Here is a 16359-nt window from a genome sequence, read left to right as displayed (position 1 = left end):
CGTTCAGTAGGAGGACAAATGTTCCTTCCCCATCCTGTGATCGAACAGCTCGACGACGCCCAGGTGGCAACCTGGGAGAAGCACTTCGCCGGTGCCGGACATGAACGGCCCCGGGCGATCGAGGAGGGCATCTGGCGCAGGACGCAGGACCCGGCGAACGCTCTCCAGTCCGGCTGGACCGAGGACGAGCACGGCCGGCGCCGCGTCGTGCACTACCGGTACCGGTACGATCTCGACTTCAGTTTCCCCGTGCCGCGCCTGGTCCTCGCGGACCTGTACCTGTACACGTCGGTGCTCGGCCCGATCTCCGAGATCGACGAGTACCGCGACAACGTACACGCCTGGCTCGCTGAGGGCCGCTGGCGGCAGATCGACGACACCATGTGGGCGAAGGGCGACTTACGCGTCAGCGTCGTCCCGTACGGCAGCCACCCGCAGGACGAGCGGGCCTCCAGGACGACCCCGGCCGGCTTCGGCTCGCTGGACGTCGTGTTCGTGTCGGAGGACTTCGTGGTGACGCGCACTGTGCGGCAGCTGCCGTGGAACGTCCTGGCGGGCGGCATCCGTATCAAGGATGAGCGCGGCAACCCGACGTACGCCGACGACCTGAGCGAGTTGAAGAACTTCCTGCCGTTCCAGGTCGAGATCGGGTGCGGCACGAGCGTGGAGGCCGGGGTGCCGCCGCTGCACTTCCTGCACCAGGCGTACCGGGTCACCGAGCAGATCGACAACGTCACGAAGGGGATGCATCCGTTCGTCCTGAGCCCGCAGAAGGACACGCTCGTGCGGGAGATGCTGCTCGATGCCACGGGGAAGGCGGACGAGCTGGTCACGATGGTCCGGACGAGTTTCCTCGCCGAGCCGACAGCCGCCCACCGCGCGCTCAAGGCACTGCACGACGCCGGGCACTTCGTCGGCCCCGTGCTCCAGCACAACTTCGACCTGCTCGCCGCGAGGGCTGGTCTCGAAGAGTGCTTCGTGCGGCGCTACGACCAGAAGATCCCGCCCGTCCCGTTCCTCCCCGAGGCGAAGGCGCTCCTGGTCGTCGGGCTGCACGCCGACCGGCGGTCGGTCCAGCGGCGGGCCCGCGAACGCGGCATGAAGGTCTTCTACGTCGACACCGAGGGCCTCGAAGAGTTCGGCACGTACATGCCCTACCCGCTGGAGGGCCCGCAGGACGGCGACGTGATCGTGAAGGCCGAGGCCATCCCCACGCTCGTCGAACTGTGTCACCAGCTCGGCGTGGAAGCGCCGGTCCCCGTCCAGACCACCTGACCCGCGCGGCACCCCGGAGCCGCGCACGGTGCTCGTGCGCGGCCCCACCCCCGTGAGCACACGTGAGAAGGGACTCCCAGAGTGGATTCGTACGAGCGCAACCGTGAGCGGCTGCTGACGTCGTCCAGGCCCATGCCGGACTTCAAGGTCGTGGGGTCGCAGGGCCCCTGGCTGCACCTCGCGGGCGGAACCCGGATCTTCGACGGATCGAGCGGGCTGCTCTGCACCAACGTGGGCCAGAGCAGCCACAGCGTCCACGCCAGGATCGAGCAGCAGTTCTTCCGCTACTCCTTCGGGGGCGCCGCCGTCGTCCAGCCCCACATCCAGATGGAGCTGATGGAGCGTCTGTGCCATGCCGTCGGCCGCCCGGACGACTACGTTGCGCTGACCACGTGCGGGACCCTCGGCGTCGAAGTGGCCGTGGGGCTGGCGCGGAACATCACCCGGGTACGCGACGGGAAACTGCGCGGGAACATCCTGACCTCGACGCTGAGCTACCACGGGATGTCGGCGCTGACCCTCGCGCTGGCCGGCAACCACGCCCGACGACCGCGCCCGGAGGACGCGCTCGGCCTCGGCCCCGGTTTCCCGGCACCGTACCCGCCGTCACACGCCCACAAGGATCGCGCCTGCGACGCCTCGTGCGCCGACGAGATCGCGACGGAGATCGACCGCCGCGGGGCCGAGAACGTCGCCGCGGTGCTGATCGAGCCCGTCAACGGGACCACGGGCGGCGCCTTCGTACCGCCTGACGGTTACCTGCGGCGGGTCTCCGAGATCTGTCAGGAGCGGGACGTCCTGGTGATCCACGACGAGGTGCTGACCGGAATGTGGCGCACCGGAACACCACTGGCCAGTCACCACTGGGACGGCTGCGAGCCCGACATGGTCGTCCTCTCCAAGGGGCTGGGCGCCGGGTACACGAGCGTCGGCGCCGTACTGGTGTCCCCGCAGATGGCCCGATGGATTCGGCACGACGACGCCGACCCGTTGCCCGCGATGGGCACCATGGCCACCCACCCCCTCATGGCAGCCGCGTGCCTGGGCGTCCTCGACGACCTGGAGGCGATGGACTTCACCGCCTTCACCGCGCGCGGCGACCGCCTCGCGGAGGCCATGACATCGCTGAGCGGCATCAAGACGGTACGGGACGTCCGCGGACTGGGCTTCCTCTACGGGGTGGAAGTCGCCCCGGGACAGCTCTGGCCCGCGATGAAGGCGGCGCAGGAACGGGGCATGTTCTTCTACCCGTTCACCGGCGCCGGGGAGCCCAAGAGCGAAGGGTTCATGGTCGCGCCCCCACTGACCTCCACGGACGACGACATCGAGTTCCTGACCACCGCCCTGTCCGACGCGCTGAACGCCGTGAGCTGAACCATCGGCCGGCACCGGGCCCGGTGCCCGCCCGGACTCTGGTCACCTGATCCACTCCAACGACCCGGCGAGCGGACCGACTTGGGGCCTGGTCGCCCGATAGCGTCTAGGGGTACACCGCCTTCAGCGCGCCCCCGACCAGACAAGGACGACCTGCAATGCGTGTTTCGTGATCGGCTGCGGTCACCTCGGCATCCCGCACGCCGCGGCGATGGCCGAACTCGGCCATGAGGTCATCGGCGTCGACGTCGACCAGACCAAGGTCGATCGACTCAACGCCGGCGAATGCCCCATCTACGAGGCCGGTCTGCCGGAACTGCTCGCCCGCCACACCCAGAGCGGACGTCTGCGCTTCACCACCGACATCCGCATGGCCGCCGACTTCGCGGAGCTGCACTTCATCGGCGTCGGGACACCGATTGACGCCGACGGCCGCTCGTACGACACCGCGCAGGTCTTCGGCGCGATCCGTCAGCTCGCCCCTCACCTCGACAGGGCATGCACGATCGTCGGCAAGAGCACGGTCACCGTCGGCACCACCACCCAGGTGACCGCCCTCGCGCAGCGCCTGGCCCCCGCAGGCGACCGAGTCGACGTCGTATGGAACCCGGAGTTCCTGCGCGAGGGCCACGCCGTCGAGGACACCCTCCGCCCGGACCGGCTCATCGCCGGTGTCACCACCGCAGAGGGCGAGAAGGCGATCCGCGCGGTGTACGCCGGGATCATCGACGCGGGCGTGCCGATCTTCGTCACCGACCCGCAGACCGCCGAGCTGGCCAAGGGCGCCGCGAACACCTTCCTCGGACTCAAGATCAGCTACATCAACGCCGTCGCCGACATGTGCGACGCCGCGGGCGGCGACGTCTCCCAGATCGTGGACATCCTCGGCATCGACCCCCGCATCGGCGCCGGCGGCATGCGGCCCGGCATCGGCTACGGCGGCGGCTGTCTCCCCAAGGACGTCCGCGCCTTCACCGCATCCGCCCGCCAACTCGGTGCCGACCGAGCCGCGACCCTCCTGCGCGCCGCCGAGGAGATCAACGAGAACCGCACCGACGTCGCCCTCGGCCTCATCACCCGCGCCCTGGGCGACCGCCCCATCAAGGGCGCGCGGATCACCGTGCTCGGTGCCGCGTTCAAGCCCGGCACCAACGACGTGCGCGAGTCCCCGGCCCTCGCCCTCTCCCAATCCCTCCACCAGGCCGGTGCCACCATCACCGTGCACGACCCGCAGGCCGTGCCCACGGCGATGGTCCGTAACCCGGAGCTGGACTTCACCGACGACCTGGCCGCCTCCCTCGACGGCGCAGACCTCGTCGTCTTGGCCACCGAATGGCCGGAGTACCGGCAGGTCGACCCACACGCCCTGGCGGGCCGCCCAGCCAATCCACTGCTCGTCGACTGCCGCACCACCCTCGACCCCGAGCCCTGGCGCTTGGCGGGCTGGACCGTCCACCAACTCGGGCGACCGGCGAAGTAGAACTGGGCCGCGCGTGCCGACCCGGGCAAGAGCCAGAGGCTCCGCGCCGGCCTTGTGCTCACTTATGGGCCGTGACGCATCAGGCTCTGGCTCATGGGCACCGTCCCGGAAGCGTTACCTTCCCTGACGCCCGACAACGCAGCCTCTGCCCTTGCTATACGTGCGGCGCGTCCTGTTCGCCCTCCGGAGGTTGAGAAGGTTCTACGAAGTCCGTCGCCGTCCGATTGGCGTACGAGGACTCGAGCTTCGGGGCTGACGGCGTCGCGGGCTCCTCGACGTCGGCGTGCTGGCGTCCACGTCGAGTGCGCAGGGCCATCTCCTCCTGGAGGCCGGACAGTCGGTGGTCGGCGCCGCGAGCAGTGCCTCGGGCCTTGGCTGCCTCGGTCCGGAGCTGCCTGGCTGCCTGGGTGTCCCTGTCGTTGGCGCGGCTTAGGAGTGCGGTCTTGTCCTGCTGGGGCATGGCTGCTTCGTGCAGGACGGCTTCGTGTTCGCTGGTGGGTCCGGCGAGTTCGGCGGCCTCGTGGAGCCGGTTGTACATCTGCTTCAGCTCCCGCGCGGTCTCCTCGCGAGCACGGAGCAGCTCTCCACGATCGGCCTCGACGGCGGAGCGGACGTCGCCGCGCAGTACCGGGCGCCCGAATCGGCCGGTGGCTGCCAGCTGTCGTTCGAGTTCCTCGATTTGGTCCTGTGCGCCGTGCAGTTGAGTGGTCGCGTCGGCGATCGTGCTGTTCAGTTCGTGGAGTTCGTGGATTGCTGCGGCGCGTTCGGCAACATCCTGGTGTCGGCGGTTGAGTGCGAGTGCGTTGGGTCCCGTTCCGGCGGCGGCCTGCTGTTCGGCGCGGTCGGCCAGGGTCTCTGCCTTCTCGGCCGCCGTTCTGGTGGCGCGCGCGGCCGTGACGGCCTTGCGCGTCGCGTCGCGCAGGCCCGCGTTGCTGAGGTGAGCGTAAGGACGGTCGGCGGTCGGCGCGGGTTCTGGGGGCGTGGCGGGGGTCGCGGGGCGTTGCGTGGTGCCGGGTGTGCGCCGGTTCTCGGGGTCGGGTGCGTCTTCGGGTTCGTGCGCCACGTGCGGGTCGCGGGCGCGGGGCGCGCGTGGGGTCGGCAGAGCGCCTACGGCCTGGCGGACGTGGGCGGGAATCTCGTTCTTGGGGAGTTCGGTGAGGATCATGCGTTCCTCGGTGCCGTTCTCGATCTCGCGGATGAGGCCCGCGACAGCGCGGTCAAGGTGTTCCTGCTCGGTGAGCGCGTCACCGTCGCGTGCGCGGTCGGCGTCGGTTTCGTAGAGGGACAACGGCAGGAAGAGGTGGGACTCCTTCTTGTCGCGGCTCATCATCGTGTAGAGCGCGTTGGCCTGGGCACCGGGGCCGTAGACCAGGGCTTCCTGGACGCTGAGGCCCTGGGACTTGTGGCCGGTGATCGCGTATCCGAGGCTGAGGCCGCCCTGCGCGATGTAGTCGGCGTCGACCCATTCGGCGACGTCGCGGTGGCCGTCGGCGGTCTTCTCGCGCCACTCGACCAGAACCCGGCGCTCCTCGTCCACAGCGCGGACGATCCCCCGGTACCCGTTCAGTACGTCCTCGTGCGCACCGCAGCTTCGCTTTCCCCGGTAGTCGTTGGCCCGCAGAAGGACCTGGTCCCCCACGGACAACGTCAGTTCACCGCCGCCGGGCAGGGCGTAGACGTGCTCCGGGCCGGGGAGGGCGCCTGCGGCCCTCCGCAGAGCGCGGGCCCCGACGTTCAGTTCCTCCACGACCTCGTTGGTGGCGGCCAGCATGAGGAGCTGCTGCACGGCCGTGTGGTCGTCGGTGTGCGCGGCGCGCTTGTCGGCCCACACGGTGAGCATCGCGGCGAGGGTGGCGTCCTTGTCGACCAGGGCGTGCACGCGACCCGCTCCGGCGAACGCACGGAGCGCCTCGACCCTGTTGTCGTCGCGCCACAGTTCCAGTGCCCGACGCTCGACCAGGTCCCTCTGCCGGAAGTTCTGGCTGAGGGTGAGGCCGCCGACAAGGTGGTGCACGGCGGCGAAGCTGCCGCCGATGCCCGGCGAGTGCAGCTGCTCGCCTACAACGACTACGGTCATCCCTCGCGCGCCTGGGTCGGACACTTCGTGACCTGGGCTTTCAGAACAGCTTTGCCTGTTCATGGCGCGGGTTGGGGGATGCCAGCGGATCACTCCGCTGGGGTGGCACCGCGCTGGGTGGCGTGGTGTCTTCTCGTTTCATCGCGTGATGCCGCTCGGCCCGTGGGCCGGGTGGTCTGACTCTCGCTCCACGAGCGTTTTGCGTCTCCCCTTTACCAGAGGCGACGAGGTGACCGACAGGGACAGCGTGGGCCTCGATGTTGTACGAGGCGTTGAGGTCCCGGTCGATCGTGAGGGTGCACTTGACACAGTGGAACGTCCTGTCCGCGAGCGTGAGGCTTGAGTCTCGCCATCCGCAGGCGGAGCAGATCTGGCTGGAGGGGTACACGCGGTGGACGACCGCGAGGGTGGAGCCGTACCAGCTGGTTTTGTAGGTGAGTTGACGGCGTAGTTCGCCGGGTGCGGTGTCGAGGATAGCCCGGTTGAGGCCAGCTTTCTGTTTGACGCGGCGGCCTGGTTTGGTGAGGGTGCCGCGGGCGGAGCTGGTCATGCCGGCGACGTTGAGGTCCTCGACGGCGACCTCGGCGAAGCGGGTGGCGAGTTGTTTGGTCACCGCGTGGAGCACGGTGCTGCGGCGCACGGCGACCTCGTGGTGCAGCCGCGCGACCCGCCGTCGTGCCTTCTCCCGTCGGCCGGAGCCTTTCTGGGTTCGGGCGAGGGCCTGTTGGGCTTTGGTGAGGCGATGTTGGGCCTTGCGGATGTGTCGTGGGTTCGCGATGAAGGCGGTACTGGGTTCGCCGGGGGTGAGGGGCTGGGAGAGGGCGGCGAGGTGTTTGACGCCGAGGTCGATGCCGACTCGGCCGCGTTCGCGCTGGCGCCGGGTGGGCTGTTCGGGCAGGCGGGTGGTGACCTTGCACAGGACGGAGGCGTACCAGCGGTTGCCGGCGCGAGAGACGGTCACCGACTGCACCACGGCCTCGCCCCGGGCGGTGAGGCGGCCGAGGCGTTTCGCGGAATCGTGCAGCCGCACCACCCCGATGTTCGGCAGCCGCAGCCGGCGGTAGCTCTCCAGCCGGATCGTCGGCGACTTCACGGCATGGTGGAGACGGAACGCATCCCGTACTCGGCCCTTCTTCTTGAACTTCGGGTAACCGACCCGGCGTCCGGCCCGCGCCCCGTGCAATGAAGCAAGCCAGTTCGTCCATGCCCGGTCGGCATCGATGAACGCGGACTGCAATGCGTGAGCGTTGACCTCCTCCGCCCACGGGCACGGACGCTGCGGCCCCTCCACGCCTTCCGGCAGGCTGGCACCCTTGATCCGGTTCAGATGCTTGTAGATCACCGGCTTCGTCGGGACAGGCACCTTCACCTGCTTCCGGGCCTCCGCCTCCGCGACGCCCTGGTCCACGAGTTCCTGGACCTCGTACCGCCACTGCTGATGGGCCGCCACCTTCATGCCCAGCGCGTGGTTGAACGCCCACCGGGCCGCACCCGCATGCCGGGACAGCGCCTCCTCCTGCGCGGCAGTGGGGTCAAGGGTGAACTTGAACGCCCGCAGAATCTCCTGCGCCACCCCGCACACCCCCTTCAACCGCGCTCCGTGAACGTATCGGTGAAGACTCTAGAGGTCACCACTGACAATCGGCTCTGACCTGCGCATTCATGCTCACCGGGAACACGACCTCGGCGCCATCTCGGCCGGACGGCACGCGTCAGCCACAACCCGCTCATCTCTCGGACTGACAGCAGCTCCCTTGACGAACAGCAGCCTCAGCAGCCCGAGTTCCACGGCCGTCGCCATGAGCCGCACCGGACTCCTGGTTCGAGATGTCCGCGGACCCCGGACCCGCCGACGTAGTTCTGCCGCGCTCACCGCTACTGCCGGAGTCGTGCTCACCTGTGCCCCCAGTGCTGTCCGAAATCGCTGCTCATCGCGCGCACCGTAGGCACGGGAAGGCGGCCCGGGCGAAGGAGATCATCGGCCTCGGGCCCGGCCTCTTCCCGCTCGCGGCGGTGAACGGGGCCGGGCCCGACGTCGTTGATGAGCAGCTTGCCCTCATCGGCGAGCCAACGCCCGTGCGGATACCGGCCGGTGAATGGATGCTCTGGCTGACCGATGCCTCCGTTCAGGCCCGGTACTGGGCAAAGGCCTACCGAACCTCGTCAACCGAGGACTGCTGGTTCTTCCTCGGCAGAACGGCCGAAGCCGGCGTTCCTCGGGCTCTCCGTTCATCGGAGACTCGATCGTGACCTCGACCAGCAGCACCGGGTCGGCTACGTCCTGGCAGACACCCGGGGCGTACAGGTGGACGTGTGCGCACCTGCACCGGCAAGAGAGCCCTTTCTGCGGCGCCCTTGGGTCCCGTCTCCGGATCACGGTCCACCGGATCGAGCGGGGCGAGGAGCCGCCGGACGGTCGCCGGATTGAGACCCCAGCGCTCGGCGCGCTCTCGGGCAGCGGTGAGATCCATACCGTTTGGGGATACGTAAGTCGTGTGTGCGAGACTCTGGCACGCGCACGCTAGGTCCTGTGGAGCAGTTTGGAGTGCTCGCCACCCTGTCAAGGTGGAGGCCGCGGGTTCAAATCCCGTCAGGACCGCTGGTGTTTCACGTGAAACACCGTGGCTGGGTAGCTCAGATGGTACGAGCATCCGCCTGAAAAGCGGAGGGTCGCCGGTTCGATCCCGGCCCCAGCCACCGTAGCCAAGGCCCCGATCCCCGGATCGGGGCCTTGTCGCATGCCCCCGCAGGAGCCGCGCGCGGCCCGCTCGCGAGCGGGGGCGGCAAATCGTTCGCCACGAATTTCCCCGGGATGAGATCCTGGATCGCGTATGTCTACGCACCCTGCCCCCGCCCTCGGCGCCCTCGCCCCCCGCCTGACCGAGCTGTCCCTGCGTGACGCGCAGCGGCTCGGGCGCAGGCTCGAAGGTGCGCGCAAGATCCACAAGCCCGAGGCCCGGGCCGCCGTCCTCGCCGAGATCGAGGCCGAGGTCGTCAAGGCCGAGGAGCGGATGGCGCGCCGGCGCGGCCGGGTACCCGCCATCTCGTACCCCGAGCAGCTGCCGGTCAGCCAGAAGAAGGACGAGATCGCCGACGCCATCCGCGACCACCAGGTCGTGATCGTCGCCGGTGAGACCGGGTCCGGGAAGACCACGCAGATCCCGAAGATCTGTATGGAGCTGGGGCGCGGGGTCCGGGGCATGATCGGGCACACCCAGCCCCGCCGGATCGCCGCGCGGACGGTCGCGGAGCGGGTCGCGGACGAGCTGGACACCCCGCTCGGCCAGGCCGTCGGCTGGAAGGTGCGCTTCACCGACCAGGTCGACCCGGAGGCGACGTTCGTCAAGCTGATGACGGACGGCATCCTGCTGGCCGAGATCCAGACCGACCGTGAGCTGCGCGCCTACGACACCATCATCATCGACGAGGCGCACGAGCGGTCGCTGAACATCGACTTCCTGCTCGGGTACCTCGCCCGGCTGCTGCCCAGACGCCCGGACCTGAAGGTCGTCATCACGTCGGCGACGATCGACCCCGAGCGGTTCTCCCGGCACTTCGGGGACGCCCCGATCATCGAGGTCAGCGGGCGGACCTACCCGGTGGAGGTGCGGTACCGGCCGCTGCTCGAAGAGGATTCCGAGGACGCCGACCGGGACCAGATCACCGCGATCTGCGACGCCGTCGAGGAGCTTCAGGGCGAGGGCAAGGGCGACATCCTGGTCTTCCTCTCCGGGGAGCGGGAGATCCGGGACACCGCCGACGCGCTGGAGAAGCGCCAGTACCGGTTCACCGAGGTGCTGCCGCTGTACGCGCGGCTCTCGCACGCCGAGCAGCACCGGGTCTTCCAGCAGCACACCGGGCGCCGGATCGTGCTGGCCACCAACGTCGCCGAGACCTCCCTCACGGTGCCCGGCATCAAGTACGTCATCGACCCCGGGTTCGCCCGGATCAGCCGCTACAGCCACCGCACCAAGGTGCAACGGCTGCCCATCGAGGCCATCTCGCAGGCCAGCGCCAACCAGCGCAAGGGCCGCTGCGGCCGCACCAGCGACGGCATCTGCATCCGCCTCTACAGCGAGGCCGACTTCACCGCCCGCCCGGAGTTCACCGACGCCGAGATCCTGCGGACGAACCTCGCCTCGGTCATCCTCCAGATGACGGCGGCCGGGCTCGGGGACATCGAGAAGTTCCCGTTCATCGACCCGCCGGACCACCGCAACATCCGCGACGGCATCCAACTCCTCCAGGAGCTGGGCGCGTTGGACCCCTCCCAGCAGGACGTGCGCAAGCGGCTCACCGAGACGGGGCGCAAGCTGGCCCAGCTCCCGGTCGACCCGCGGCTGGCCCGGATGGTCCTGGAGGCCGACCGCAACGGCTGCGCCCGCGAGGTGATGGTCATAGCCGCCGCGCTCTCCATCCAGGACCCGCGCGAGCGCCCCTCCGACAAGCAGGCGCAGGCCGACCAGCAGCACGCCCGCTTCAAGGACGAGACCAGCGACTTCCTCGCCTTCCTGAACCTGTGGCGGTATGTGCGCGAGCAGCAGCGCGAGCGGGGTTCGTCGTCGTTCCGCCGGATGTGCAAGCAGGAGTACCTGAACTTCCTGCGGATTCGCGAGTGGCAGGACATCTACTCCCAGCTCCGCACGGTCGCCAAGCAGATGGGCATCCACCTCGACGAGAACGACGCCCCCGGCGACCGCATCCACGTCTCCCTGCTCGCGGGCCTCCTCTCGCACGTCGGCATGAAGGACGTGAAGGAGGGCGACAGCGGCCCCAAGAGCGGCGGGAAGAACGAGTATCTCGGCGCCCGGAGCGCCAAGTTCGCGATCTTCCCGGGCTCGGCGCTGTTCAAGAAGCCGCCGCGGTTCGTGATGTCGGCGGAGCTGGTGGAGACGTCCCGGCTGTGGGCGCGGGTCAACGCGCGCATCGAGCCCGAGTGGATCGAGCCGCTCGCCGAGCACCTGGTGAAGCGGACGTACAGCGAACCGCACTGGGAGAAGGACCAGGCGGCCGTGGTGGCGTACGAGAAGGTGACGCTGTACGGCGTCCCGATCGTGGCGCAGCGCAAGGTCAACTACGGGCGGATCGACCCCGAGGTCAGCCGCGAGCTGTTCATCCGCAACGCGCTGGTGGAGGGCGACTGGCGCACCCACCACAAGTTCTTCGCCGACAACCGCCGGCTCCTCAGCGAGGTCGAGGAGTTGGAGCACCGGGCGCGGCGCCGGGACATCGTCGTGGACGACGACACCCTCTTCGACTTCTACGAGCAGCGGGTGCCCGAACACGTGGTGTCCGGCGCCCACTTCGACTCCTGGTGGAAGCGGAAACGGCAGGAGCAGCCGGAGTTCCTGGACTTCGAGCGGGCGATGCTGATCCGGGAGGCGGCGCAGGCCGTCACCAAGGACGACTATCCGGACACCTGGCGGCAGGGGCCGTTGAAGTTCCGGGTGACGTACCAGTTCGAGCCGGGGGCGGACGCGGACGGCGTGACCGTCCATGTGCCGTTGCAGGTCCTCAACCAGATCAAGGACGAGGGCTTCGACTGGCAGATCCCGGGGCTGCGCGAGGAGGTCGTCACCGAGCTGATCCGGTCGCTGCCGAAGCCGATCCGCCGTCACTACGTGCCCGCGCCGAACTTCGCGGGACGGTTCCTGGACACGGCGGTACCGCGCCAGGAGCCGCTGACGACGACCATGGCGCGCGAGCTGAAGCGGATGGTCGGGGTGCCGTTCGAGGCGGAGGACTTCGACTGGGCGAAGCTCCCCGACCACTTGAAGATCACGTTCCGGATCGTCGACGAACGGCGCCGGAAGCTGGCCGAGGACAAGGACCTGGAGGCGTTGAAGCTGCGGCTGCGGCCGAAGGCACGCCAGGCCCTGTCGCAGGCGGCCGCGGCGACGGCGGAACGTCAGGGCGGCGAGTCCCTGGAGCGCTCGGGCCTCACCGACTGGTCGATCGGCACGTTGACCCGCGTTTTCGAGACACGTCGGGCCGGCCAGCCGGTGAAGGCGTACCCGGCGCTGGTGGACGACGGCGACACGGTCTCGGTGCGGCTCTTCGACACCGAGGCGGAGCAGGCCGAGGCGATGTGGCGGGGCACCCGGCGGCTGATCCTGCGCACCATCCCGGTCAACCCGGCGAAGTTCGCATCCGAGAAGCTGACCAACCCGCAGAAGCTCGCGCTGTCGGCGAATCCGCACGGTTCCATCCAGGCGCTGTTCGACGACTGCGCGATGGCGTCGGCGGACCGGCTGATCGCCGACTTCGGTGGTCCGGCGTGGGACGAGGAGTCCTACCGGAAGCTCTACGAGAAGGTCCGCGCGGAGATCGTCGACGCGACGGTCCGCACGGTCGGACAGGTGCAGCAGGTGCTCGCCGCCTGGCAGGCCTGCGAACGGCGCCTGAAGGCCGTCCGCAGCCCCGCGCTGCTGGCCAACGTCCAGGACGTGCGGGGGCAGTTGGACGAGCTGGTGCGGCCCGGGTTCGTGACGGCGACGGGGGTGCGCAGGCTGGCGGACCTGATGCGCTACCTGGTCGCGGCCGACCGGCGGCTCCAGCAGATGCCGACCAACGCCCAGCGGGACACCACCCGCATGGAGAAGGTGCGGGAGATGCGGGACGAGTACGCCTGGCTGCTGGAACAGCTGCCGCAGGGGCGCCCGGTGCCGACCTCGGTGACCGACATCCGCTGGATGATCGAGGAGCTGCGGGTCAGCTATTTCGCGCACGCGCTGGGCACGGCGTACCCGGTCTCCGACAAGCGGATCGTGAAGGCGATCGACGCGGCCGCACCGTGACGACCCCTTCACCCTGGGTGAGTTCGACCAGCGGGCGCCTGCTCCTGTAGAGTCTCTTCTCGCAGCGCAACGCACGAATCGCACTGCGAATCAAGGTCCTGTGGAGCAGCTTGGAGTGCTCGCCACCCTGTCAAGGTGGAGGCCGCGGGTTCAAATCCCGTCAGGACCGCAGCAGATGAAGAGGGCCCGCTTCTCCCCGGAGAGACGGGCCTTCTTCGTACCCACCTCCACGGCCGCCACGCGGAGGCCGCGCCCGCGGCGGAGCCGCAATCGAGCACAGCAAATCCCGTCAGGACCGCAGCAGATGAACGAGGCCCGCCTCTCCCCGGAGACGCGGGCCCTCTTCGTACCCGCCACCACAGCCGTCGCCGTGGAGGCCGCGCCCGCGGCGGAGCCGCAATCGAGCACAGCAAATCCCGTCAGGACCGCCACACTTGATCAAGGCCCGCCCTCTCCGGAGACGCGGGCCCTCTTCGTACCCGCCTCCGCTCCGGAGACGCGGGCCTTCTCGCACCCACCGCCACCCCGAAGAAGCAGCCCCCTTCGCACCCGCCCTCTCTTCACACGCGCAAGTCTTCTTCACATCCGTCGCCCTCCGCCAACTCGGCGGACGGGCCCGGCGAGTGGCCGAGAGGCGTGCCCCTCCATGAACACCGGCACCTTTTCTGCCCACCACCCCCTCCAGTGCGCCGATCTCTTGACGGTGCCCCCTCGTGCCGGTAACCACATGTCAAGGCCCGTCGTGCGTGCGGGTGCTGGAGGTGGCGTGTGACCCCTGTGGTGAGGCATGAGACGCGGGCACTGCTCCGCGCCCATCTGTCGGCCGCTTCCCCCTACCGGCATCGGACCCGGCACTGCCCGGTCTGCCACCACCTCCTGCGGATGGCGATGGCCTCCGGACCCTCGAACGCCGACGAGGAGATCTTCAACGGCGCCGACGAGGCCGGCGAGGACGCGACTCCCGTCGGTTCATGACCTCCGTCGGCCCCAACTCCCTTGCTGTGCACGGTCGCTGGCGAACAGGGCTTCTTTAGCGCACCGCCGCCGGACCGGCAAGGATTCCGACATGTGACGGGTGTCACCGCATAAAAGCGTGATGGGCAGGTTCTTACCGACCCCCTACAACTAGTCAATTTAATATGTGCAATTGCACCACCCTGTGGGCCACCTGACGAGGCGCTGTCGGGCCGCTGCCACGACCCCTCAGAAAGAGCCGCACAGGCCCCCGGAAGGCGTCCGGACAGGTCGCCCACAGGAGATCCGACGAGCCTCCCCAGAGTCCGGCCAGGCCGCGCACAGCGCCTTGGCCGCGCGCGCCGGGGCGCACAAAGTGCCCCGGGCACAAAAAAATCGCGCTGGACCCGGCGGAGTCCAGCGCGATGACGACGCGCCCATGTGACGATCTTGGGTGGGCTTCAAGGAGCCCGGGCGTGGAGTCTGTTGGGGCAGACCCCGCGTCGAGTGGAGCTAGATTTCGGGTGATTCGACACGTTGGGGGACGTGTCGCACTACCCGGATAGGGGGTGTCAGGCCTCGCTGCGCTGCTGCGGAATGCCCGCGAGCAGTGCGCGGACTTCGGCCTCGCGGTAACGGCGGTGTCCGCCGAGCGTGCGGATGGACGTGAGCTTGCCGGCCTTCGCCCACCGCGTGACCGTCTTGGGGTCGACACGGAACATGGTGGCGACCTCAGCCGGGGTCAGCAGCGGCTCGGCATCAGGGGTGCGAGCGGTCATGAGCGGCCTCCTCGGGAGAACCGAATCCATCTCGGTTCTTTCCTCTAAATTCTGCACCTTGACCCACGTTGCCCGAAATGGCGGACGGGGGTCGAGTCGGTTATAGGACGAACGGCTTGTCCTCGGCACTACAACTACACCATCCGTCCAGCCGCGTCGGCCAAACCGATGGAATTGCCCTCCCAGGTAGTCATCAGCCGCGGAAGCTGATGGACCACGCCATAGCGGACAGTCACGCCTCTGTGACGATCAGTCACATGACGATCAGGAGTCACGAGACCCCCCAAAGCAAGCAATGCTGAAGAATTCGCCCACGGCGATGCACACCGGGACGAACGGAGTACTCCCCGGACTCCTTGTCCTATTTTGGCATGAGGAGGGGCAAGCGGCGCAAGGGCCGCGTACGTGCGGTCCGTCACGCTTGACACAAAAGCCCAGAACAGGACCTAGGCCCCATCACGTCAAGATGGTCAAGAACTCAGAAAGTTCCGGAAAAACTTGATGGCAGGACGAAACCCCAAAACGGGCGCCCCGTCAAACGTCAGTTCGCCGACCGCCGGTCCCGCACGGCCCGCCAGCGCTCCACGAGCCGGGCGTACGCCACCCCCGCCGCCGCCCCGTCGCCCTGTCGCAGCGCCTCGATGCCGACCGCCACATCGGCCGCCGAATGATCATCCTCCAGCTCGCCCGCCGACAGGATGTGCACCAGGCCGCCGTAGTCCAGTTCCACCAGCGAACGCGGATGGAATTCCTCCAGCCAGCGCCCGACGTCCATCAGCCCGTCGATCATCGGTCCCTCGTCGAGGGTCTCCTTGAGCGTGCGCAGGGCGCGAGCCACCCGGCGCCGGGCCTCCACCATCGGCGTGCGGTAGCGCAACATCGGCGGAATTCCGCCGGCGGCGCCCGCACCGCCGTTCCCGCCCTCGTCGTAGCGGCGTTCCCGGTCGGCGACCAGGACGAACCAGTGCAACGGCACCTGCCAGGTCGCTGTCCGAATCCAGGGGCGGGCGTCGGGGTTGCGGGTGAGCCAGCGGTCGTAGTCCTTGGCGGCCTGCTCCCGGACGACCGGTGGCAGGGCCGCGTCCAGGAGCGGCGGCGCCAGTTCGCCTGGCAGCTCCGCGAGCGCCTGCCAGCCGCGCAGCCGGGTCCGCCACGGGCAGACGCAGACCACGCCGTCGGCCTCCAGGACAAAGGCGTCGGGGCTCTCGTGCACCGGCACCGGGACCGGCGGGGTGGGCAGCAGGTCGGCCAGCGAACGGCGCAGTTCGTCCTGGTAGGAGGGGCGGTCGGGGCGGCGGGCGTAGCGCGCCCAGTGGCCGCGCTCCGGCTCGGGGAAGGCCGCCAGCGGCTCGTACACCCGCAGATAGGTCGCGTACGGGACGATCACCGAGGACACCTTGGGCACGCCTGCTCCCTCCCCCGCCCAGCACCGGGGAAAACGGCCGGACCCGCCGACGAACGCGCGGGAAAACTAGGCAAATCGTCGCACGCCCGTACTCCGGTGGAGGGTGATCCTGGGCACTGCCAGGTGGCGCGGCCCGCGAGGCTCTAATCTCGGCCTCGGAGCCCCCGCCACCTGTACGGGGACCAGTTCCACCCGCCGCGACTTACCAGGAGTCACTA

10 protein-coding genes and 3 tRNA genes are annotated in these 16359 nt (G+C 69.0%); 9 read left to right on the top strand and 4 right to left on the bottom strand.

The window, feature by feature from the left end:
- The first annotated feature begins 18 nt into the window (after nt 1–18).
- The 3 genes from ACIQOU_RS30085 (at nt 19) to ACIQOU_RS30075 (ending at nt 4129) form a co-directional block, all read left to right on the top strand.
- Entirely contained in the window at nt 19–1275 is a 1257-nt protein-coding gene (locus tag ACIQOU_RS30085) for a hypothetical protein (protein ID WP_401541577.1), read from the top strand.
- Between the two features lie 81 nt (nt 1276–1356).
- The gene (locus tag ACIQOU_RS30080; RefSeq protein ID WP_401541575.1) at nt 1357–2649 is read left to right on the top strand and encodes an aminotransferase class III-fold pyridoxal phosphate-dependent enzyme; all 1293 of its coding nucleotides are present in this window, start codon (nt 1357–1359) and stop codon (nt 2647–2649) included.
- 169 nt (nt 2650–2818) lie between these two features.
- The gene (locus ACIQOU_RS30075; RefSeq protein ID WP_401541573.1) at nt 2819–4129 is read left to right on the top strand and encodes a UDP-glucose dehydrogenase family protein; all 1311 of its coding nucleotides are present in this window, start codon (nt 2819–2821) and stop codon (nt 4127–4129) included.
- A gap of 154 nt (nt 4130–4283) precedes the next feature.
- Here the strand turns inward: ACIQOU_RS30075 and ACIQOU_RS30070 are convergent, their stop codons facing one another.
- Both ACIQOU_RS30070 and ACIQOU_RS30065 read right to left on the bottom strand, forming a co-directional pair.
- Nucleotides 4284–6206, bottom strand: coding sequence for a hypothetical protein (locus ACIQOU_RS30070; RefSeq protein ID WP_401541571.1), 1923 nt, complete (start codon nt 6204–6206; stop codon nt 4284–4286).
- 40 nt (nt 6207–6246) lie between these two features.
- A complete protein-coding gene (locus ACIQOU_RS30065; RefSeq protein ID WP_401541569.1) occupies nt 6247–7779 on the bottom strand; it encodes an RNA-guided endonuclease InsQ/TnpB family protein in 1533 nt (510 codons plus the stop codon).
- 335 nt (nt 7780–8114) lie between these two features.
- On the opposite strand from ACIQOU_RS30065, the gene ACIQOU_RS30060 reads away from it, so the two are divergent.
- The 6 genes from ACIQOU_RS30060 to ACIQOU_RS30035 all read left to right on the top strand — a co-directional run bounded on the left by ACIQOU_RS30060 (nt 8115) and on the right by ACIQOU_RS30035 (nt 13978).
- On the top strand, nt 8115–8456 hold the full coding sequence (locus ACIQOU_RS30060; protein WP_401541566.1) for a hypothetical protein: 342 nt from the start codon (nt 8115–8117) through the stop codon (nt 8454–8456).
- Nucleotides 8457–8730: 274 nt separating this feature from the next.
- Nucleotides 8731–8805 (top strand) — tRNA-Asp (locus ACIQOU_RS30055).
- 24 nt (nt 8806–8829) lie between these two features.
- Nucleotides 8830–8903: transfer RNA gene (locus ACIQOU_RS30050), tRNA-Phe, on the top strand.
- A 134-nt stretch (nt 8904–9037) separates the two neighbouring features.
- A complete protein-coding gene (hrpA, locus tag ACIQOU_RS30045; protein ID WP_401541564.1) occupies nt 9038–13003 on the top strand; it encodes an ATP-dependent RNA helicase HrpA in 3966 nt (1321 codons plus the stop codon).
- A 94-nt stretch (nt 13004–13097) separates the two neighbouring features.
- Nucleotides 13098–13172: transfer RNA gene (locus ACIQOU_RS30040), tRNA-Asp, on the top strand.
- Nucleotides 13173–13771: 599 nt separating this feature from the next.
- Complete coding sequence (locus ACIQOU_RS30035) at nt 13772–13978, top strand: DUF6274 family protein (RefSeq protein ID WP_401541561.1); 207 nt, start codon at nt 13772–13774, stop codon at nt 13976–13978.
- Between the two features lie 551 nt (nt 13979–14529).
- On the opposite strand, the gene bldC is transcribed toward ACIQOU_RS30035, so the two are convergent.
- Nucleotides 14530–14736 (bottom strand): developmental transcriptional regulator BldC, encoded by a 207-nt coding sequence (gene bldC / locus ACIQOU_RS30030; protein ID WP_003949541.1) that lies wholly within the window; start codon nt 14734–14736, stop codon nt 14530–14532.
- Between the two features lie 541 nt (nt 14737–15277).
- Nucleotides 15278–16141 (bottom strand): hypothetical protein, encoded by an 864-nt coding sequence (locus ACIQOU_RS30025; RefSeq protein WP_401541558.1) that lies wholly within the window; start codon nt 16139–16141, stop codon nt 15278–15280.
- Between the last annotated feature and the right edge of the window lie 218 nt (nt 16142–16359).

Origin of the sequence: Streptomyces sp. NPDC091279, assembly GCF_044757465.1 — a bacterium.
In the GTDB taxonomy this organism is placed as follows: domain Bacteria; phylum Actinomycetota; class Actinomycetes; order Streptomycetales; family Streptomycetaceae; genus Streptomyces.
This window is presented reverse-complemented; position numbering and strand designations above follow the sequence as displayed.

Bases quoted from the DNA above. Each gene is read 5' to 3' on its own strand.
- hrpA (WP_401541564.1), top strand. From the start codon at position 9,038: ATGTCTACGCACCCTGCCCCCGCCCTCGGCGCCCTCGCCCCCCGCCTG.
- bldC (WP_003949541.1), bottom strand. From the start codon at position 14,736: ATGACCGCTCGCACCCCTGATGCCGAGCCGCTGCTGACCCCGGCTGAG.
- ACIQOU_RS30085 (WP_401541577.1), top strand. From the start codon at position 19: ATGTTCCTTCCCCATCCTGTGATCGAACAGCTCGACGACGCCCAGGTG.
- ACIQOU_RS30070 (WP_401541571.1), bottom strand. From the start codon at position 6,206: ATGACCGTAGTCGTTGTAGGCGAGCAGCTGCACTCGCCGGGCATCGGC.